Here is a 20,567-nt window from a genome sequence, read left to right as displayed (position 1 = left end):
TTAATTTATTATAACAAAAAAAGTAAAAATGAATACAAAATATTCAACAAGAAACTTATATTGTCAGATTAGTTTAATTAAATTAACTAAAAAAAGAGCAGGGACGTCCTCCAAAAGGTCCGTCCCTGCTCCCGATGTATCATGTTTCGTTTAAACTGCCGTCTTCCATCCGCAAGACACGGTCACAGTACGACAGCATCCGTTCATCATGTGTGATGACGATGACAGTCTTCCCGTACTCATGCGCCTGCTTCCGCAACAATTCCATCACCTGTTGCGCGTTTGAATAATCGAGGCTCGCCGTCGGTTCATCCGCCAAGACGAGACGCGGGTCATTGACGAGCGCCCGGGCGATTGCAACGCGTTGCCGTTCCCCGCCGGATAAGGCGTGCGGCAAATGATCGCTTCGGTCACCTAATCCGAACACTTCGAGCTGAGCCGCCGCATCGATCGTGCGTCCGGCTTCTTCCGCGACGAGCTCCAGTTGTTCCGCTGCCGTCAGAAACGGAACGAGGTGCGACTCCTGAAAGATGAAGCCGATTTCCTCAAGCCGCATCTGCCGCCGTCCTTCGTCCGACGTATCACCGAGCGGACTGCCGTCAAATTGAATCATGCCGGATGAAGGTGTCTGCAACAGACCAAGCAATTGTAATAACGTACTCTTCCCGCTGCCGCTCGGTCCGACGAGGGCAATCAGTTCGCCTGTCCCGGCTTCGAATGAAACATCGTGCAGGACTTTCATCTCTCCATACGTTTGTTCGACCTGTGTCATCTTAATCATCCGGTCATTCCTCCCATCGCATCCGCCGGCTCCAGTTTTTTCAAGGCACGTAGCGGTATCAGACCACCAAGCATCGCTGTCAGCACAATTAATCCACCGTAGCCGAAACTTGTTGTCCATTCAAACCGGAACGGCAAGTCGCCCGGTAAGAGCTGACCGATTGTCCAGATCAGCAGCAGGCTGATCGCAAACGAAACGGTCGTCAATAGAAAGACCTGTAAGACCAATCCTTGACCAATCGTTCGTGTCCGAATCCCGATGGCTTTTAAGATGCCGAGTTGCTTCATCTTCTGCATCGTCAAGATGTAGAAAAAGGCGGTCAAAATCAAGGAACCGATCAAAACGAGGGCAATCCGCATCATTTGGAAGGAATTTTGTTCCGCCGCATAACCGGGTACTTGTTCAACAATCTGTTGTTGTGTATAGGTCGCAAGATCCGTCTTGATGGGATCCTGACTGATGAAGGCCGACACATAATTCGTCTTCATCTTATCTTGCCACGCCTTCCACGTCTCAAGTGTCGTCCAGAGCACCGGTGCATGGCTGTACCGCCCATCGCTGACCGTCCCGACGATTTCAAACGTCGCTTTCGTCCGGAAATCCGTGATCGTATCCCCGACGGCTGTCCCGCTTTGCTTGGCATACTGCGTATCAACCAGGACTTGTCCCGGCTTCAATGTCGCCAGTTCCTTCGGTCCATAGACCGTATCCACTGGAGACGCAAACACTGTCACATCATCTTTTGTCCCATTCTGTTTCTCAAGGACCATACTTTGGACACCCAACGCTTCCGTTCCCGCCGGCTGGTCCGTTTGTTCCAAAAATGAGCGTGTCAGTTGTCCTTCCGCATCTTGGCTCAGCGCCACGTGCTCAACCGGTAAGTTCCGGACGACGGCTCCGTTATCATAGGCCAGTCCGTCCGCGAGCCCGGAAATCATTAAAATCAATAAGACGATCAAGGTTGTCACGATCGCCATCAAGGTGAATCGTTGCTTCATCCGAATTAATTCACGCCAGCCCATCTTCATGCTCTATCCCTCCTGCTTCTTTCGTTACAGGTTCATCTTAAAGTCTGAAGATGAACGGAACATGAACAAGTTAATCGCCTTGTGGAAAAGTCAAAACAAATGTCGTGCCCACGCCGAGTCGTGACTCAATCCGAACCGTTCCACCGAGTTGATGGATCGTCTCCTGAACGATTGCAAGACCAAGCCCTGTCCCGGTTGCACCACGCGAGGCATCACCTTGATAAAATCGTTCAAAAGCATGTTCGATCATGTCAGGCGTCATGCCCGGTCCTTCATCACTGATCCGGACCGTCACCATATTTCCTGCGGTCTCGGCTTGAATCGAAATCAGTTGTCCGTCGGTCGAGACATGCAGTGCATTGCGGATGATGTTATGGAAAATCTGGTCGAGCGCCATCTCGTTTGCAAGAATGACCGTGTCGTCCGGCACGGTCAGAGCGACCGCGATGCCTTGCTCATCCAGTTGATAGCTGAGTGTCTGTAACGTCGCCTGAATCGCTTGTCCCAGCAACACCGGATGCCGCGCCAATTGCCGTCCTTCGTCCAGTCGGGCGAGTACAAGCAGTTGTCGTGTCAATTCCGCCATCCGCGCTGCCTCTTGTCCAATCGTCACCAGTTTCGCCCGGTCGTCCGGCCCCGCTGTCTGTTCAAGCTGTCCGGCATACCCTTTGATCGTCGTTAAGGGCGATTGGAATTCGTGGGAAACATTCGCGACAAACGTTTTTCGTTCGGCGTCTGATTTGGCGACAGCTTGCGCCATCTCGTCAAACCGGCGCGACAGTTCCCCGATTTCATCCTGACCGGTCGTCGCGACCGTGACGGAATAATCTCCGGCGGTCATCTGTTCGGTCGCTGTCGTCAATCGTTTGATCGGCCGGACGAGGTAACGGATCGAAAAGACAAGCAACAGGAAGCTGATCAAGACGAGCAGTGCCAAGAAGGCCCCCACGAACAGGTGCAGTTCACGAATCTGCCGACTTAAATCCGGTCGGATGAAAACAGCGTCTGTGCCCGTCTCCGTCTTCAAGGACGCCCCGTACGTATTGATGACTTCGTTATCAAACAGTCCGAGTAAAAACAGGTGGAACGGATACTCCCGCATCCCCTGATAGACCTGCCCGTCCTGCACCGATTCAATGACGTCAGGTGCCAATGTTTCGTCACGGAATGGATTGCCGTACCGTTTCACCTGACCCGATTCCGAGACGACGTACAATTGAAAACCGGTCGCGCTGAGCATTTCGTAGAAGGAGTCGACCTGCTGGTCTCCGTGCTGTTCGTAATAGGCGAACGACGTCTGAACCGCCTCTTCGACCTTTTGACTGTAAGATGCTTGTAAGACGGTATAGTACAACACGTTACTGATCAATAAGGCGATCAAGGCTGAACCGAGCAAGACGAGGCAGACGAGACCAACAATCTTCGTATATAACGATTTCATGAGCGGCTCTCCAATCGGTAGCCGAGTCCTCGGACAGTCTGGATCTCGATTGCGTCCGTCTCCTGCAGACGGTTGCGGAGTCGCTTGATATGGACGTCGATCGTCCGGTCGTCCCCCATGAAGTCGAGTCCCCAGACGTGTTCGATTAATTCCTCGCGACTGAAGACCCGTCCCGGGAAACTGGCCAGCTGGTGCAACAGTTCAAACTCACGTCTTGGAATCGTCAAGCGGGTCGTCCCGATCATCAGCTGTTGGCTCCGTTTATCGATCGTGACGTCCCCGAATCGCATGACCGGAATTGACGCTTTTTGATAACGCCGCGCGACGGCATGCAGACGAAACAGCAATTCCTCCGGATCAAACGGTTTTGTGATGTAGTCGTCCGCTCCGGCTGTAAAGCCCTCGCGTTTATCCGTCAGCTCGCCGAGTGCCGTCAGCATCAAAATCGGAATTTCCTGACTTGCCCGTAACCGAGCGCATAATTCAAAGCCGCTTCGTCCCGGGACCATCACATCGAGTACCGCGGCTTCAAATACCTGCCCGTCGATCCAGTGTGCCGCTTCGTTCCCGTCTGCAGTCGCCCGGACCCGGTGTCCGTCTGCTTCCAGCGTCTCGCGGACAAGCCGCTGGATGTTCAAGTCGTCCTCTACCACTAAAATTTCCACGGTCGTCACTCCTTCCAGTCTGGTTCATGCCATCAGAAAAACCACCCCGCACTTCTCATCGTTCGAAAAGGTCGAGGTGGTCTTGAGGCTTCCGAAACTTAACCGCGTTCCGGGTAAAGCGGGAAACGACCTGTCAAAGCCAAGACTTGCTGGTGGGCACTTGTCAGTGTTTCGTTGTCTTCTGGATTTTTCAGAACAAGTTCGATCAGTTCTGCGATTTGTTTCATCTCGGCTTCTTTGAAACCACGTGATGTCATCGCCGCCGTTCCGATCCGGATTCCGCTTGTGACGAACGGACTTGCCGGGTCAAACGGAATCGTATTTTTATTGACCGTGATGCCGGCTTCGTCCAGCGCATGCTCCGCCAGCTTTCCTGTGATACCAAGCGGTTGCAGGTCAACGAGTAGCAAGTGGTTGTCCGTGCCGCCGGAGACGATCCGCAGACCACGTGCCGTCAGCTCTTCACCGAGCACTTTGGCGTTCGCGACGACTTGATTGATGTAGTCCTTGAAGTCCGGTGCCAAGGCTTCTGCAAAGGCAACGGCTTTTGCTGCGATGACGTGCATGAGCGGACCACCCTGGATGCCAGGGAAAATCGCTTTATCGATCGCTTTTGCGTGTTCTTCCTTACACAAGATCATTCCGCCGCGTGGACCACGCAGTGTCTTATGCGTCGTCGTCGTAACGAAGTGGGCGTGTTCGACCGGGTTCGGGTGAACGCCGGCTGCGACGAGTCCCGCGATATGGGCCATGTCGACCATCAGGTAGGCACCGACACTGTCCGCGATTTCACGGAACCGTTTGAAGTCGATGACGCGCGGATAAGCCGATGCTCCCGCAACGATCAATTTTGGTTTGTGTTCTTCCGCCAGCTTCGCGACGACATCGTAATCGATCATCTCTGTTTGTGGATCGACACCATATTCGACGAAGTTGTATTGAACACCGGAGAAATTCACAGGACTGCCGTGCGTCAAGTGACCACCATGCGAGAGGTTCATCCCGAGGACCGTGTCGCCCTGATCGAGAATCGTGAAGTAAACCGCCATGTTGGCTTGCGCCCCAGAGTGCGGTTGCACGTTGGCATGTTCAGCACCAAAGATGGCTTTCGCCCGATCACGCGCCAAGTTCTCCGCTAAATCAACGAACTCACAACCTCCGTAATAACGACGTCCCGGGTAACCTTCTGCGTATTTGTTCGTCAGCACGCTGCCTTGAGCTTCCATGACAGCTTGTGAGACAAAGTTTTCTGAAGCGATCAATTCGATATTATCGCGTTGACGTCCCAGTTCCTTGCGCATGGCCGAAAAGAGTTCCTCATCTTGCTGTTTCAGATACGTAAGCGGTGTTTGTTCCATCTGAATTCCCCCATTCATTTCGATAGCACTATCTTAACACGAATAATCGATAACGGGCACCCTCTAAAAACACATTAAAAAAGCAAGGGGAATGCAACCCCTTGCACAAATCATTCGTATTTAGCGCGAGCGCCACCAATCAATTTTGGTCGTGTGACGGCAGCCGTCACGTGTGCTTCTCCGATTTCCTTGTGCGGCAGGCGCACAGGAATCGCCACTTGTTTTAAATGCATCCCGATGAACGTATCGCCGATATCGATCCCGGCATCCGCCTGAATCGCCTCGACGACGACCGGTGCTGAGAAGCGTTGATAGGCGACGCTGGCCATCGAACCACCCGCCTCCGGAACCGGAACGACCGTGACGGCTTCAAGGCCAAGGCGTTCGACGATTTGCCGCTCGAGCGTCAAGGCACGGTTAATGTGCTCACAACCTTGAAACGCAAGATCGACCTGATGCGAACGACGGAATGCGTCGAAGACGTCAAACAACGCTTCTGCGACTTCCGGTGAACCGGCTTTGCCGATTTGTTTCCCGATGACTTCGCTCGTCGAACAACCGATGACGAGCAACTTCCCTTTTAACGGGAAGCGCTCATTCAATTCGGTCAGTGACGCTTCGAGATCCTGTTTAATTTGTTCCAAATCCATTTACTTCACCTCATAATCTGAGATTTTGCAGACACGGTTTTCGTGGCGTCCGCCTTCAAACTCGGTCTCAAGCCAGATCTGAGCGATATCGCGGGCAAGACCCGGTCCGATGACACGTTCTCCCATCGTTAAGATATTCGAGTTGTTGTGCTGACGTGTCGCTTTCGCGCTGAACGTATCATGGACAAGTGCCGCCCGAATCCCTTTGACTTTATTCGCAGCGATGCCGATCCCGATTCCAGTACCGCAAATCAGAATACCGCGGTCAAACTCACCATTTGTGACAGCTTCCGCGACAGGAATCGCGACGTCCGGATAATCAATCGAATCGGATGAATAGGTGCCGAAGTCCGTATAATCAATCCCAAGCTCCTGTAAAAGTTCAGTCAGTTCTGCTTTCAGCTTAAAACCACCGTGATCTGCTCCAATTGCTACTTTCATCGTTACTATTCCCCCGTTTGTTTAGGTTGTTTTTTCGGAAGTTTCCGGTTGTCCGGTGCTTTTCTTCCGTTTCCGTTCTGCGTCAATTTTAACACAAGACGGTTGACGAGGGGTTCGAGTTCATTTCGGACCTGCCGGTAAACGTTCATCGATCCACCATACGGATCGTTGATGTCCCGTTCCAGACCCGTCACGTATTCGTACAGCGTGAATGTCCGGTCTTTGAGTTCCGGGTACCGTTCGCCGACTTCTTGTTTGTGACTCCGGGTCATCGTCAAGATGATATCCGACCAACGCCCGAGGACGTCGTCGAAGACTTGCGTATAATGTTCAAGCTCGATTCCACGTTCACGTAAGACTTGCAACGCATTTTCAGAAGCATCAAAGCCTTGCATCGAACGCAGACCGGCTGAACGGACATCGAATTCTTGATCCGCTACTTTTGAGCGCAATAATGCCATCGCCATCGGGCTTCGGCATGTGTTTCCTGTACAGATAAACAATACACGACGTGTGCTCATCTCAGTATCCTCCTTCTTTACGGGCGAATGATCCGACCACCTGCTGCCTTGTGGAGCCGATTTCGGACTGCTAGCCCAACCCCTTCTTCTGATAGGTCCCGTACAAAAATCTGATCCACCGTCGTCTGATCAAATCGCCGTAAACAATCGTAAAGACGTTGCGCTGCCGTTTCCATCGTCGTTCCGAGGAAACAGCGGACATCGGCTTCGATGTCCTCTCCGTCAAAGAGAATGACGCCTGTCTTTTGTCCGGTTTGGCGTGCTTCATCGATGAGTTGTTGCAAAAATGAGAGGTCGCCGGCCACAACGGATAGTGTCGCTTCCGGTGCGTAGTGCGTGTACTTCATTCCTGGTGCCTTCGGTGTCTGATCCTTCATCGATAAGGCAGGATCGAGTGCCACCGTGCCGATCACCGATTCGATCTGTTCCCGCGTTACGCCACCCGGTCGTAAAATCACCGGTGGGTTTGAGGTACAGTCGATGACCGTCGATTCTACACCAATTCCGGTTTCCCCGCCGTCGACGATTGCGGCGATGCGGCCCGAGAGGTCATGTGCGACGTGCGCAGATGACGTCGGTGAAGGTTTTCCGGATCGGTTGGCACTCGGTGCGGCAAGACCCAGCCCGGTCGCTTCAATCAATTGAAGCGCGAGCGGATGGTCCGGCATCCGTAATCCAATCGTATCAAGTCCTGCGGTGACGAGTGAGGATGCACTTCCGTTTGACTCGAGAATGATCGTCAAGGCACCCGGCCAAAACGTATCCATCAAGCGGGTCGCGACATCCGGAATATGAGTGACGAACTGCTTTGCCTGTTCGACGGACGCGACATGGACAATCAATGGATTGTCGGAAGGTCGGCCCTTCGCGGCGAAAATTCGCCGAACGGCCGCTTCATTCGTCGCATCTCCCGCAAGACCATATACGGTCTCCGTCGGAATCGCGACGACTTCCCCTTCTATTAACAGTCGTACCGCTTCGTTTAATGTCTGATGTTGAATCATTTCCGTCTTCACTCCGTACAATCCTTTCGTTCCGCATACACGATACGGTCTTTACCGTTTATATCTTTTAAAATACCCGTTTCTACAGTTGGATAACGTTTTTTTAACATCATTTGCACTTCTTGTCCTTGATTGTGTCCAATCTCAAACGCAATCAAACGGAAATCATCCCGTAAGACACGTGTACTGTCTTCAATCAGCCGCCGATAAAACACGAGTCCGTCTTTCCCGCCAAACAAAGCGAGGTGCGGTTCATGATCAAAAACGACATCGCTGAGCAATTCATCTTCTTCAATATAAGGAGGATTTGAGACGAGAACGCGGACCGATTGATCGGCGAGCGGCGCGAGCAGATCACCTTCTAAAAATGTGACATCGCCGCCAAGCGTCTGCTGATTTTCTTTTGCGACCGCAATGGCATCCGCCGAAATATCGACCGTCGTGACCGGCTGACCAAGCTCCAGTGCAAGCGTCAGACAGATCGCCCCGCTTCCCGTCCCGATATCCACGATTTCGCCGGGTTGGAACGCTTCTCCTTGCAGGCGTCCCGTCACGAATTCAATCAACTCTTCCGTCTCCGGCCGCGGAATCAAGACCGCGGGCGAGACACGGAAGTCACGTCCGTAAAAAGGCTGGTAACCGATCAAATGTTGGACCGGGACACCATTTAAATGCGCCAATAAATATTCACTGAACAACAGATCCTGTTCCGGTTCGAGTTCGTCCGATAAACGGACCAACAGCCCCGTCCGGTCGACCTGCAACACGTGCATAAGTAACCATTCGGCACTCGAGGCTTCACGACCTGCCGTCACGAGCATCGTTTGTGCCTGATTCAGACGTTTTGCGATCCGCATCAGTTTGCCGCCTCCGATGCCCGGGCCTGGTACTCCATGACGAGTGTATCGATGACTTCATCCATCTCCCCTTGGAGAATCCGATCGAGCTTTTGGATCGTCAAACCGATCCGGTGATCCGTCACGCGGTTTTGCGCAAAATTATACGTCCGGATCCGCTCGGAACGGTCGCCCGTCCCGACCGCTGATTTTCGTTTTTCATCGTACTCGGCCTGTTGCTCGCGCTGAATCTTATCGTAGACACGGGCCCGTAAGACCTTCATCGCTTTTTCTTTATTTTTGATTTGCGACTTCTCATCCTGACAACTCGCGACGATTCCCGTCGGCACGTGCGTCACGCGGACAGCCGACTGGGTCGTGTTGACCGACTGGCCGCCCGGTCCGCTTGAGGTGAACGTATCGACCCGGACGTCCTTGTCGTGAATCTCAACTTCGACATCTTCTGCTTCCGGTAGGACGGCAACGGTCGCTGTCGAGGTATGGATCCGTCCTCCGGATTCCGTTGACGGTACCCGTTGGACACGGTGGGCGCCATTTTCATATTTCAGTTTCGAATAGGCACCGCTTCCTTTGACGATGAAGATAATTTCTTTATAGCCACCGAGTTCCGTATAACTGGCATCGATGATCTCAATCTTCCAGTTTTGTTTTTCCGCGAATTTCGAATACATCTTGAACAAGTCGCCGGCAAACAACGCCGCTTCGTCGCCGCCTGCTGCGCCACGGATTTCGACGATGACGTTTTTATCATCGTTCGGATCTTTTGGTAAGAGCAGTGCTTTCAGCTTCGTTTCGAGCTCCTTGATTTCCGGCTCGAGGACAGCAACCTCTTCTTTCGCCAGATCGCGCATCTCCGGGTCTGTCAGCATGTGACGCGCCTCTTGGTATGCCTCCATCTTGTCACGGTAGACACGGTAGACTTCAACCGTCGGTGCGAGTTGTGACTGCTCCTTCGACACCTCACGCAATTGATTTGTATCTTTAATGATGGCTGGGTCTGCCAACAGGTCGTTCAACTTTTCATATCGGTCCTCTAACGCACTCAATCGATCTAACATTCTCGGTCATCCTTCCTGATGATTCTTCTGTCGTCAGTATAGCAAATATTTAAAGTCACGTTGCGCAGAACAGACATTTCTTCCTTTTAGAAACGTTTTCTCGTACTCGCTTTTTTCACCTGTTGACGTATTGGATGAATTTTCCTATAATTAGTGTACTAATTGAATTAATACACTTAGGGAGGTAAGGGAATGTTTACGGTCGATCCAAAAAGTTCATTGCCGATTTATGAGCAGCTGGTCGCCCAAATCATCCGTGCGATTGCCCGCGGTCTGCTCCGGTCCGGTGAACAGATGCCGTCCGTCCGGGAGCTCGCGGGCAACCTGCTCGTCAATCCGAATACGGTCTCACGCGCCTATCAGGAGCTCGAAAGCCGTGATTTCATCGTCACGATGCGCGGGAAGGGCTCGTTCATTTCTGATTTACCGCTGGAACAGGTCAAACAGGCCGCGATCCAGAATCATATTCAGACACTTTGCACTGTAGCTGACGAACTATCGATCTCTAACGAAGATCTTTATAAATTGATTATCCAAACAAGGGAGGATTCATCATGTTGACCGTGTCTCACCTGACCAAACAGATTGATTCCAAGATGATTTATGAAAATGCCTCATTCACATTACCCGCCGGGACGATTACGGCATTGATCGGACGAAATGGTGCCGGGAAGACGACCTTGCTGAAAACATTGGTCGGAGCGCTCGAGCCGTCACGCGGGAAGGTCGAGTGGAACCAAGAGTCCATTCATCATGTTCCAAGCGCCCGGCAACACCTGTTTTTAGTGCCGGATTCGATCGGTGTCTACCGGCAGATGACACTCGGTGAATTGATGGAGTTTTACCAAGCCTTTTATCCGAATTTCGAACGGACATACATTGAAAACTATTGCCGGTCATCGAACCTCGATCGTGGACGTCGCGTGACGTCACTCTCAAAAGGACAGGCCCAACTGTTTTTACTTCAGCTCGCCTTCGCAACGAACGCACCCGTCTTGTTGCTGGACGAACCGACGGACGGGCTCGATCGGATCAACAAACGGGATTACTTAAAACAATTGGTCACGTTGCTCGCAGAACGTCAAACAGCCGTCTTGATCGCCTCGCATCAACTCGAGGAACTGGATTCACTCGCTGACCGGGTGATGACGATCGAGCAACACCTCGTCAAGGAACCGAAAACACTCGAAGACGCAAAATCGAGTATGCAAAAGTGGCAGCTGGCCTACGAGACGGTCCCGGATTTCCAACATAACGACGTCCACGTCTTGTCACAGACAGGTCGGGTCGTGACGCTGATCGTCCGGTCGGAAGCCGGAGCTATGTATGTCAATCAGACCAATCCATTACTGAAAGATGCATTACCGGTTCAACTCGAAGATTACTTTTTAGGAACGTTCGGAGGCGATCAACATGTATAAACAACTGATTCGATATCATATCAAACAAGGCATCTGGCCACTCGCCTCACTTTTTCTGCTTGCGGTCTTCAGTTATGGATTCGGCAGTTATACGGTCATCGACAATTTTGATGATTATCTTGGTGTCAAAGCCGACTTGATTGAGCCTGTTCTCGTCAGTCCAAGCTTTGCCGGGTTCGGTGCAATTTTGATCGCTGTTTTCGCGATTTTGATACTCGGGAAAGAACGGGGAAGCGGTCGAAGCCTGATGTTACACGCTTTACCTATTAATAAGAAAACATTGTACTGGATCAAATGGGGCATCGGGGTTGTTGTCTTGCTCGCCTTTCCGATCATCGGCTTTTTTGTCAGCTGGTTACTCCTGCAAGGCATCGGTGGAATCAATCCGTTTGATCACGTATCGGGAGCAGACCTGTTCATCGATTTTCTCGTTTATTTTTTGTTTGATACTGCCATATTCAGTATCTTCCTGTTTGCCGGCACAATTGCCGGTGACGTCATCGGGCAACTCCTGCTCGGTTTGTTTTTCCTTTTTTTAAATTACTTTACGTTTTTCTCCGTTCTATCCGTAACGACGATCGGGCTGAAGCAAAACGAGGAATTTCTTTCGTCCGTCAATTTCTTGATGACCGTGACATCCCCGTTCCCGCTGCTGTTCGAGACCAATGTCCGGACGGATCTAACTCCGGCTATTCTCTTCAATCTCGTCTTAGTGCTCGTCTTGACGATTTGCGGCAGCATACTCTACATCCGAAGCGAAAACGAACGGTTGGGTCGTTTCACGGTCTTTCCAAAGATTCATCCGTTTTTGATCGTCGTCTTCTCTGTCTATACGACGATTTTACTTGCTGCCATCATCGGTCTGATCTCGTCTGAAAATCAATTTTTATACTGGCTTGCCGTCGCGATTCTCGCTTGGCCGGCATTCAGTTCCTACCGGCGGATGATTGGGTGGAAGCGTTGATTCCGTGCTACACTAGTCGCAAACCTTGGAACAAAGGACGGAATGCATGATGCCAAAATATCTTCAGATTTATCAACAGTTGGTCGATCGGATTCAGAACGGGACGTTACCGGCAGAAACGAAACTCCCTTCCGAGACCGAGTTGATGCACGAATTCGACGCGAGTCGCGGAACAGTCCGTAAAGCAATCGATGCCCTGCAGGACAAAGGATTTGTCCGCAAGCACCAGGGCAAAGGAGTGTTTGTTCTCAGTCAAGACGCGATTGCCTTTCAGTTCAACGGCATCGTCAGTTTTTCGGAAGCCCACCGTCAGATGGGACAGCATGACGTGACGACAGACGTCCTTTCCTGTGAAGTCATCGAGGCAACGACTGAACTGGCACACTTGTTTCATGTCACGCCCGGGACCCCGATTACACAGGTCAAACGGGTCCGGACGATTGACGGGGAACGGGTCATCTTCGACATCAACCTGTTCGTGAGTTCACTCGTCCCCGGTCTGACAAAAGAGATTGCTACGGAATCGATTTATCAATACATCGAACAGACGCTTGGCCGACAGATCAGTTACGCCAAACGAAAAATCGAAGCGCAACCAGCGACCGAAGAAGACCGGAAATATCTTGATTTAGAAGGTACGTCACACGTCATCGTCATTACGAACGATACGTATTACTACGAAGGACAACATTTTGAACGGACCGAGTCCCGTCATCGACTCGATAAGTTTCAATTCACGGATATTGCAAGGCGTTAAAAAAAGACCGGACAGGCAAGAGGATGGATACGCTATTGAAGCGCTCTCATCCTCTTTTTGTTTACCTCCAAACTTATATAGATAAGTTGTTGACTTAACTTATATAGATAAGTTAAGATGAGTGTGCGCAGATAAGAAAACGTTTTCATTTCAATTGATGTCTTCAGTTCAATCCAAAAGGAGAATGTGAGATGAAACCCAACTACCGGCAAATTGCAGAACAAATCATCGAACGCATCGGCGGTAAAGACAATGTCGAGCAGGCCGCTCATTGTGTCACCCGCCTTCGTTTAACACTGAAAGATCAAAGCCTCGTCGAGCAAGAAGCTTTACTCGAAGTGCCACTCGTCAAAGGAGCCTTCTTGAATGCCGGCGTTTATCAAATCGTCATCGGAGCCGGGGACGTCGACCGGGTTTATGCCGAGTTCATCCAATTGACCGGCTTGCAGGCGACGACAATCGCCGACGTCAAATCGTCCGGTGCATCCAAAATGAATCCGTTCCAAAAACTGATTAAAGTCTTTTCCGATGTTTTCATGCCCATCATCCCGGCCATCATCGTTGCCGGACTCTTAATGGGGATCAACAATTTGTTCGGCATCGAGTTCGGCGGCAAGACGATGATCGAACGGTATCCGAATTTGCAAGGTCTCTGGGATTTAATCAACATGATGGCGAATACCGCCTTCGTCTTCCTCCCGGCACTCGTCGGCTGGTCGGCTACGAAGCGGTTTGGCGGCAGTGAAATCTTAGGGATTGTCATGGGACTGATGCTCGTTCATCCGGATCTTCTCAATGCTTGGAATTACGGACAAAGTGCCCTCAAAGGCGACATTCCGACATTTAACATCCTCGGCCTATTCGAAATCGAAAAAGTCGGCTATCAAGGACAGATTTTACCCGTCCTCGCAGCCGCTTACGTCTTGAGTACGATTGAACGTTGGTTGAAAAACCGGGTTCCAAATGCGATTCAACTCCTTGTCGTTCCGATTACGACGATTACATTAACAGGGTTTCTTGCCCTTGCCGTCATCGGTCCTGTCACGCGCCAAATCGGGGACTGGATTACGATCGGCGTCGTCAATACATTTGAAGCTGTTCCATTGCTCGGCGCTCTTTTGTTTGGTGCCCTCTATGCCCCACTCGTCATCACCGGCATGCACCATATGTTCATCGCCGTCGATTTGCAACTGATCGGTCAAAGCGGGACGACGTTCATCTGGCCGATGATTGCCATCTCGAACATCGCCCAAGGTTCGGCGACGCTTGCGATGCTGTTCCTTGCGAAAAACGTCAACGATAAAAATATGGCATCGACTTCTGCCATCTCGGCTTACTTCGGGATTACGGAACCTGCCATGTTCGGGGTCAATCTCCGGTTCAAGTATCCGTTTTATGCGGCGCTTGTCGGATCCGCGATTGCTTCCTCGTTCATCGCAGTCAGCGGTGTCTTAGCACCGGCGATTGGTGTCGGTGGTTTGCCGGCCTTCATCTCGATCGTGCCGGGATCCATTCTTTCCTTCATCATCGGTATGGTGATTGCCATCATCGTTCCAATCGTCTGTACGTTCCTGTTCCATTACGTCACGACGAAACGTGCACGAAAAGCAGCACTGAAAGAAGCTGCGTAACTGTTTAGAAAGGTGTGACCTGACATGACTCTTACGACAACCGACTGGCGAAAATCCGCCGTCTATCAAATTTATCCGAAAAGCTTTTACAGCCCGGAAGGCACAGCGACCGGAACGCTCCGTGGTGTGACAGCGAAACTGGATTACTTGGCGCAGCTTGGCGTCGACTATCTTTGGCTGACACCGGTTTATGCGTCGCCGCAACGCGACAACGGGTATGACGTCAGCGACTATTACGCGATTGATCCGTCTTACGGGACGATGGCCGATTTCGAGGAGTTACTTGCCGAAGCCGACAAACGCCAGCTTTCCGTCATGATGGATATCGTCGTTAACCATTGTTCGACGGACCATGACTGGTTTAAGCAAGGGCGGCATCCGGAAAGTCCGTATCACGACTATTTTATCTGGCGGGATGAACCGACGGATTGGGTATCGAAATTCGGAGGCTCCGCCTGGTCATTTGACGAGGTGGCCGGAAAGTACTATCTGCATTTGTTCGACGAGACGCAAGCCGATCTCAACTGGGAAAATCCGGCGCTCCGGGAAGCCGTCTATCAAATGATGGGCTTCTGGCGCGATAAAGGAGTTCGCGGCTTCCGTCTCGACGTCATCAATTTGATTTCCAAGGATCGGTCTTTCCCAAATGATCCGACGGGAGACGGGCGCATCTTTTATACGGATGGACCGCATGTCCATGATTATCTTCAGGAAATGAATCAACGTGTGTTTGACGGTCATGATTTGATGACGGTCGGCGAGATGTCGTCGACGACACTCGATCATTGCCTGCGTTACTCGAACACGAACGAACAGGAACTTAAGATGACGTTTAATTTCCATCATCTCAAAGTCGATTATCCAAACGGACAAAAATGGACGGCTGCTCCCTTCGACTTTCTGGAGCTGAAACGGATTCTGTCGGACTGGCAGGTTGGGATGCAGGGCAATGCCTGGAACGCCATCTTCTGGTGCAACCACGACCAACCTCGTGTCGTCAGCCGGTTTGGAGACGATACGGTCTATCGGGTCGAAAGCGCCAAAATGCTTGCGACGACATTACACGGTCTTCAAGGAACGCCGTACATTTATCAAGGTGAAGAAATCGGGACACCGAATCCGGACTTCACCGACATGACCGACTACCGGGATGTCGAGACCCTGAACGTCTATGAAGAAAAGAAAGCGCAAGGTGCCGACGACGAACAGATTCTCGCCGCAATCCGGCAAAAGTCACGCGATAATGCGCGGACACCGATGCAATGGGATGCTTCGACGCATGGCGGTTTTTCAACAGAAACCCCTTGGATTCCGGTCGCTTCGAACCATACGACGATCAATGTCGAAGCGGCACTCGCTGATCCCGATTCCGTGTTTTATCATTATCAGAAATTGATTCAATTACGGAAACGGTATGATGTTTTGACGAACGGCCGGTATCACCTCCTGACACCGGACGACCCATCGCTTTGGGCGTACGAACGAACAACGGACGACGAACAGTTACTCGTCTTGTCGAATTTTTACGGGATAACGTGTTCGTTCACGTTACCAAACGAGTGGCTCGAACATGAAGTGTTGCTTCAAAACTATCCGGAGTTGCAGATAAAAGACGGTCTCGTGACACTCCGTCCTTATGAATCCGTCATGTTGTACAAATCGATTTAACACGATCAAACCCCGCATTCTCAAACGAGAGTGCGGGGTTTTGTATCCCTCTATGAAATTTTTCGATTCGCTTCCTCCCGTTTCAGCTGTTCCCGGAACAGCCGGGTTTCAGCAATGACGACACCGGACAATCCAATCAATCCGATCAAGTTCGGAATGGCCATCAGTCCGTTGAAGACATCCGAGATCGCCCAGACCATGTTCAAGTTCGTCGTCATCGCTCCGAGACCGGCGACGAGGACAAACAAAATCCGGTACGGCAGAATCGATTTTTGACCAAACAGATAATAAATTGATTTTTCTCCGTAATACGACCAACCGAGGACCGTCGAAAAGGCAAACATGACGAGACCAATCGTCACGATGTATTTTCCAGTTGGTCCAAGGAATACTTCAAAACTTGCCGTCGTCAATTCGACACCCTCTAATTTCGTATCCAGTTGACCACCCATGACGAGTGTCAATCCGGTGATTGAACAGACGACGAGTGTATCGAGGAATACTTGGGTCATCGAGACGAGCGCCTGCCGACCCGGGAAATCCGTTTTCGCCGCCGCAGCAGCAATCGGCGCTGACCCCAGTCCTGCTTCATTTGAAAAGACCCCACGCGCGACACCATAACGGATCGCTGCCCCAATCGCACCACCTGTGATGGCTTCATTCGAGAACGTACTGCTGAAAATCGTTGCGATTGCACCCGGAATCAAGTCATAGTTCATGACGAGAATCACGAGACCACTGCCGACATAAAAGAAAATCATGAACGGAACGAAGTAGCTGACGACTTTCCCGATGGATTTGACCCCACCGATGATGACAATTCCGGTCGCGACCATCAAGACAATACCCGTTACATACAGCGGAACATCAAAAGTCGACTTCATCGCAAGGGCAACCGAGTTCGTTTGAACACCGTTTCCGATCCCAAAGGCAGCAAGTGACGCAAATGCCGCAAACAACACCCCTAACCATTTTTGTTTTAATCCCCGTTCGAGATAGTACATCGGCCCCCCGGCCATCTGTCCTTTCTCATCAACGACCCGGTACTTGACGGCAAGAATCGCCTCAGCGTACTTCGTCGCCATTCCGAATAATCCGGACAACCACATCCAAACGATTGCTCCCGGTCCCCCGAGCACGACTGCCGTCGCCACCCCAACGATATTCCCCGTACCGACCGTTGCAGCGAGCGCTGTCATCAACGCTTGAAAGTGACTGATGTCTCCTTCGGATGTATCATCCTGATGTTTCGTAAACGCGAGCTTTAGTGCATATGGAAGCTTGGTAATCTGAATGAATCCCAATCGTATCGTCAAGTAAATCCCCGTACCGACCAAAAAGACAAGCAACGGTGGTCCCCAAACGAAGTCCGACACCGTGCTGATCCAATCACTAAACGATGTTCCCATTCTATTCCCCTCCTCCAATTCAGTATGTACTTTTCTATTTTTTCAGAATTTACAGATTATTGTCAACACTTAATTTCAGATGCAGATAATTGCCTAACTTATAATTTTCAAATATAAGTAAATTTTCGAGTCTGCTTGTTATATTACAGATAGTTGGATTGTTGTTCATTTCGCAAAAAGGAGCGTGCATGATGAAGATTAAAACGAAGTTAGTCTTATTGTCCTCCATTCTTTTGCTCAGCCTGATCACGGTCGGTTTATTCGGGGCATTTGCACTCAACGATGCCGATCAAAAAAGTCAGGAAATTACCACGTCTTGGATTCCCGGGCTAAACTTGTCGCACGAGACGAATACGGCCCTGTCCGATTTACGGCGTGTCGAATTGTTGCACATCCAAGAAGATGACCCGACGATCAAAGCTGATTATGACAAACGATTACAAGACGGGCTTGCGGCTGTCGAAAAAAATCTAACGGCTTATGAAAAAACGATTTATGGCGAATCAGACCGCCGACTGTTTGATGATCTTCAGAAAAAATGGACGACCTTTGAACAGACGACAGATCGGCTAGTTGAACTCAGCACACCGGAGACGAAACAAGAAGCCGTCACCTATTTTGAAGGTGCGAGCCGGGATTCCTACTTTGCCGTATCCGACAGCTTAAAAAAAATCGTTTCTTATAATAACAAACAGGCACAAGAGGCCGGAAACAGTATTACCGACGCGACGAACCGCGCACATATCCTGTTGTTCTCCATCATTGGTCTGATCAGTGTGCTCGGAGTTGTCTTTACGTTCTTCATTTTGCGCTCGATTTTCATCCCCTTGCAGCAGTTACAGGATAAGACGCATGAACTGGCGACACAGGGTGGCGATTTAACGGCACAGCTTCAGGTGACGCGTCATGATGAAATCGGACACATCGCAGACTCGATGAATCAGTTTATCCGAAATCTGCGACAAATCATCCAGCAAGTGGATGGAACAGCGACCCATGTCGTTTCCACCTCCCAGCATGTCGCAGCACGTATCGGGGAGTTGGATCAAGATATGCATTCGACCTCACATACGATTGAAAATCTGTCTGCCGGAATGGAGGAAACGGCCGCTTCAGCAGAAGAAATGAACTCATCCGCGGTCGACATGGAGTCAACCATCCATGGAATTGTCGCAAGTGCCGGTGAAAACGGTCGGCTGGCAAAAGACGTCGACCAACGCGCCCAGTCACTTCAGGTCGTCGCGACAGAAGCCAAATCTAACGCGACGCTCATCTTGTCCGAGACAAAAATGAAACTGGAGGATGCGATGGTCCGGGCAAAAGCGGTCAAGGAAATCTCTGTCCTCTCCGACGCGATCCTCTCGATTGCCGCACAAACAAATTTGCTCTCACTGAACGCCTCGATTGAAGCGGCACGCGCCGGGGAAGTCGGACGGGGATTCGCGGTCGTCGCCGAAGAAATCCGGAAGCTCGCCGAAAGCAGCCGTGCAACCGTCGAACAGATTCAAGACGTATCGTTATCCGTCATCGAATCTGTCGAGCACCTCAATACAGCATCCGGCGAAATGCTTCATTTCATCGATACGAAAGTTGTTCATGATTACGACTTATTTGAACAAGCATCCGAACAATACCGGACCGATGCGCATGTGTTCGGGAACGCGGCAGATCATTTTGCCGAACAAGCCGGACAGTTACAGGAGCTGACGACGAACATGCTCGGTGTCATTCATGATGTCGCTGTCACCGTCAACGATGGGGCCCAAGGCACGCAGTCGATGTCCGAACAGATGAATCATTCGGTCCAAGCCTTCCGGGATGTCCGGGAACAGACGACGGCAAGTCAACAGCAGGCCGAATCTCTCCAGGCTGTGTTACGTCAATTTAAAATTTAACAGACACTAAAAAAGCAAACCGATTCCCGGACCAATCACCGGAAATCGGTTTGCTTTTATGATGTTTCAGCTGCATCTTATTGAGTGGCACTTGGTAATGATTGCGCGTCTTTCGCTTCTTCCGGTAGCTCGATTGACTTGATCTCATTGAATTTCGAGAAGGTTGATGCATTTTCCATCGTGAATTCTGTTCCTTCCTCGATCTCAAATGCCATTTCCATATCGAGTGTCTGCGGATAATAGGTCTTGACGTCATAGGTCATCGAATACTCCATCTTTTTGTAATCGACCTGGTCCATGACATCTTTCATCTGGGCAAGTTGTCCGGTTTGTTCAAGCGAATCTTTCATGAATGCTTTCAGTTGGTCTCCCTCAAGGTCGACATCGATGCGATACACATCGCCCTCTTTTTTCATCGTCCAGTTGTCTTTATATTTTTTTAATAACGTTAAACTTTGTTCTGTCGATGCAGAGGATTCCATTGTTTCCATCAAATCCCCTAGTTCGGATGCATCTTGGACTAACCATTGTCCTGCTTGTGACATATACATTTTGTCATTTACGAGATAAAGTTCTGTCTCCATATCCGTACCATCTTCTGCATTTTTCATCGTCATTTTTTGATACATCGACATCGGGTTTTGAATGATGTCTGCCGAAATCTTTTGACTGATCGGCATGCCGCCAATTTCTGACATCATATCACTGTCCATATGAAACGATTTGATATTCTCCTGTGCAGCTGTTGCTTTTTTCAACAGTTCTGCATTGGACAGCTGACCTGAATCCGTGGAACTTCCACCGTTCTCACCTGTTTGGCTACATCCTGCCAATCCGATTGCCACCGTCATGAATCCGACTGTCATAAACCTCGTTTTCTTCATTCCCGTTCCTCCTTTAAAACATATTATCTGTATTTACGTGTTCTTAATGGAAAATGTTTCAATTGCCTATAGTATGCTATTACCTTTCTCTCCAGTTCTTACACCTTTCCATTCAGGTCTTGTCTCTCACCTTG

Annotated in this window: 20 protein-coding genes; 7 read left to right on the top strand and 13 right to left on the bottom strand. The window is 50.5% G+C overall.

Annotated features, from left to right (window positions below; translation table 11 throughout):
* Positions 1–139 precede the first annotated feature (139 nt).
* The 11 genes from P397_RS0103070 to prfA all read right to left on the bottom strand — a co-directional run bounded on the left by P397_RS0103070 (position 140) and on the right by prfA (position 9,804).
* Positions 140–781 (bottom strand): ABC transporter ATP-binding protein, encoded by a 642-nt coding sequence (locus P397_RS0103070; protein ID WP_028105575.1) that lies wholly within the window; start codon positions 779–781, stop codon positions 140–142.
* Entirely contained in the window at positions 778–1,809 is a 1,032-nt protein-coding gene (locus tag P397_RS0103065; protein WP_028105574.1) for an ABC transporter permease, read from the bottom strand. Before P397_RS0103065 ends, P397_RS0103070 begins: the two co-directional genes overlap by 4 nt.
* Before the next feature lie 70 nt (positions 1,810–1,879).
* Complete coding sequence (locus P397_RS0103060) at positions 1,880–3,250, bottom strand: sensor histidine kinase (RefSeq protein ID WP_028105573.1); 1,371 nt, start codon at positions 3,248–3,250, stop codon at positions 1,880–1,882.
* On the bottom strand, positions 3,247–3,915 hold the full coding sequence (locus P397_RS0103055; RefSeq protein ID WP_028105572.1) for a response regulator transcription factor: 669 nt from the start codon (positions 3,913–3,915) through the stop codon (positions 3,247–3,249). Before P397_RS0103055 ends, P397_RS0103060 begins: the two co-directional genes overlap by 4 nt.
* Before the next feature lie 98 nt (positions 3,916–4,013).
* Positions 4,014–5,273 (bottom strand): serine hydroxymethyltransferase, encoded by a 1,260-nt coding sequence (glyA, locus tag P397_RS0103050; protein WP_026831915.1) that lies wholly within the window; start codon positions 5,271–5,273, stop codon positions 4,014–4,016.
* A gap of 110 nt (positions 5,274–5,383) precedes the next feature.
* Positions 5,384–5,923, bottom strand: coding sequence for a TIGR01440 family protein (locus P397_RS0103045; protein ID WP_026831914.1), 540 nt, complete (start codon positions 5,921–5,923; stop codon positions 5,384–5,386).
* Positions 5,924–6,364, bottom strand: coding sequence for a ribose 5-phosphate isomerase B (gene rpiB / locus P397_RS0103040; RefSeq protein WP_026831913.1), 441 nt, complete (start codon positions 6,362–6,364; stop codon positions 5,924–5,926).
* Positions 6,365–6,369: 5 nt separating this feature from the next.
* Positions 6,370–6,885, bottom strand: a complete 516-nt coding sequence (locus tag P397_RS0103035) for a low molecular weight protein arginine phosphatase (RefSeq protein WP_012371560.1) — start codon at positions 6,883–6,885, stop codon at positions 6,370–6,372.
* 17 nt (positions 6,886–6,902) lie between these two features.
* Positions 6,903–7,901 carry an L-threonylcarbamoyladenylate synthase gene (locus P397_RS0103030; RefSeq protein ID WP_028105571.1) on the bottom strand — a complete coding sequence of 333 codons (999 nt, stop codon included), beginning with the start codon at positions 7,899–7,901 and terminating at the stop codon, positions 6,903–6,905.
* Positions 7,898–8,746 (bottom strand): peptide chain release factor N(5)-glutamine methyltransferase, encoded by an 849-nt coding sequence (gene prmC, locus P397_RS0103025; RefSeq protein WP_028105570.1) that lies wholly within the window; start codon positions 8,744–8,746, stop codon positions 7,898–7,900. Before prmC ends, P397_RS0103030 begins: the two co-directional genes overlap by 4 nt.
* Complete coding sequence (gene prfA, locus P397_RS0103020; protein ID WP_026831910.1) at positions 8,746–9,804, bottom strand: peptide chain release factor 1; 1,059 nt, start codon at positions 9,802–9,804, stop codon at positions 8,746–8,748. Before prfA ends, prmC begins: the two co-directional genes overlap by 1 nt.
* Before the next feature lie 192 nt (positions 9,805–9,996).
* On the opposite strand from prfA, the gene P397_RS0103015 reads away from it, so the two are divergent.
* The 6 genes from P397_RS0103015 (at position 9,997) to treC (ending at position 16,245) form a co-directional block, all read left to right on the top strand.
* The gene (locus P397_RS0103015; protein ID WP_028105569.1) at positions 9,997–10,365 is read left to right on the top strand and encodes a GntR family transcriptional regulator; all 369 of its coding nucleotides are present in this window, start codon (positions 9,997–9,999) and stop codon (positions 10,363–10,365) included.
* A complete protein-coding gene (locus P397_RS0103010) occupies positions 10,359–11,225 on the top strand; it encodes an ABC transporter ATP-binding protein (protein ID WP_028105568.1) in 867 nt (288 codons plus the stop codon). Before P397_RS0103015 ends, P397_RS0103010 begins: the two co-directional genes overlap by 7 nt.
* Positions 11,218–12,189, top strand: a complete 972-nt coding sequence (locus P397_RS0103005; protein ID WP_028105567.1) for a hypothetical protein — start codon at positions 11,218–11,220, stop codon at positions 12,187–12,189. The genes P397_RS0103010 and P397_RS0103005 overlap by 8 nt, the downstream gene beginning before the upstream one ends.
* Positions 12,190–12,235: 46 nt before the next feature.
* On the top strand, positions 12,236–12,946 hold the full coding sequence (treR, locus tag P397_RS0103000) for a trehalose operon repressor (RefSeq protein ID WP_028105566.1): 711 nt from the start codon (positions 12,236–12,238) through the stop codon (positions 12,944–12,946).
* A gap of 191 nt (positions 12,947–13,137) precedes the next feature.
* The gene (gene treP, locus P397_RS0102995; RefSeq protein WP_028105565.1) at positions 13,138–14,577 is read left to right on the top strand and encodes a PTS system trehalose-specific EIIBC component; all 1,440 of its coding nucleotides are present in this window, start codon (positions 13,138–13,140) and stop codon (positions 14,575–14,577) included.
* 24 nt (positions 14,578–14,601) lie between these two features.
* Positions 14,602–16,245, top strand: a complete 1,644-nt coding sequence (gene treC / locus P397_RS0102990) for an alpha,alpha-phosphotrehalase (protein WP_028105564.1) — start codon at positions 14,602–14,604, stop codon at positions 16,243–16,245.
* A 50-nt stretch (positions 16,246–16,295) separates the two neighbouring features.
* Here the strand turns inward: treC and P397_RS0102985 are convergent, their stop codons facing one another.
* Positions 16,296–17,654 (bottom strand): alanine/glycine:cation symporter family protein, encoded by a 1,359-nt coding sequence (locus tag P397_RS0102985; RefSeq protein ID WP_028105563.1) that lies wholly within the window; start codon positions 17,652–17,654, stop codon positions 16,296–16,298.
* A 191-nt stretch (positions 17,655–17,845) separates the two neighbouring features.
* On the opposite strand from P397_RS0102985, the gene P397_RS0102980 reads away from it, so the two are divergent.
* A complete protein-coding gene (locus tag P397_RS0102980; protein WP_028105562.1) occupies positions 17,846–19,549 on the top strand; it encodes a methyl-accepting chemotaxis protein in 1,704 nt (567 codons plus the stop codon).
* Between the two features lie 77 nt (positions 19,550–19,626).
* Here the strand turns inward: P397_RS0102980 and P397_RS0102975 are convergent, their stop codons facing one another.
* Positions 19,627–20,433 (bottom strand): DUF6612 family protein, encoded by an 807-nt coding sequence (locus tag P397_RS0102975; RefSeq protein ID WP_028105561.1) that lies wholly within the window; start codon positions 20,431–20,433, stop codon positions 19,627–19,629.
* Positions 20,434–20,567: the final 134 nt, after the last annotated feature.

Origin of the sequence: Exiguobacterium undae DSM 14481 (genome assembly GCF_000620805.1) — a bacterium.
GTDB classification, from domain to species: Bacteria; Bacillota; Bacilli; order Exiguobacteriales; family Exiguobacteriaceae; genus Exiguobacterium_A; species Exiguobacterium_A undae.
This window is presented reverse-complemented; position numbering and strand designations above follow the sequence as displayed.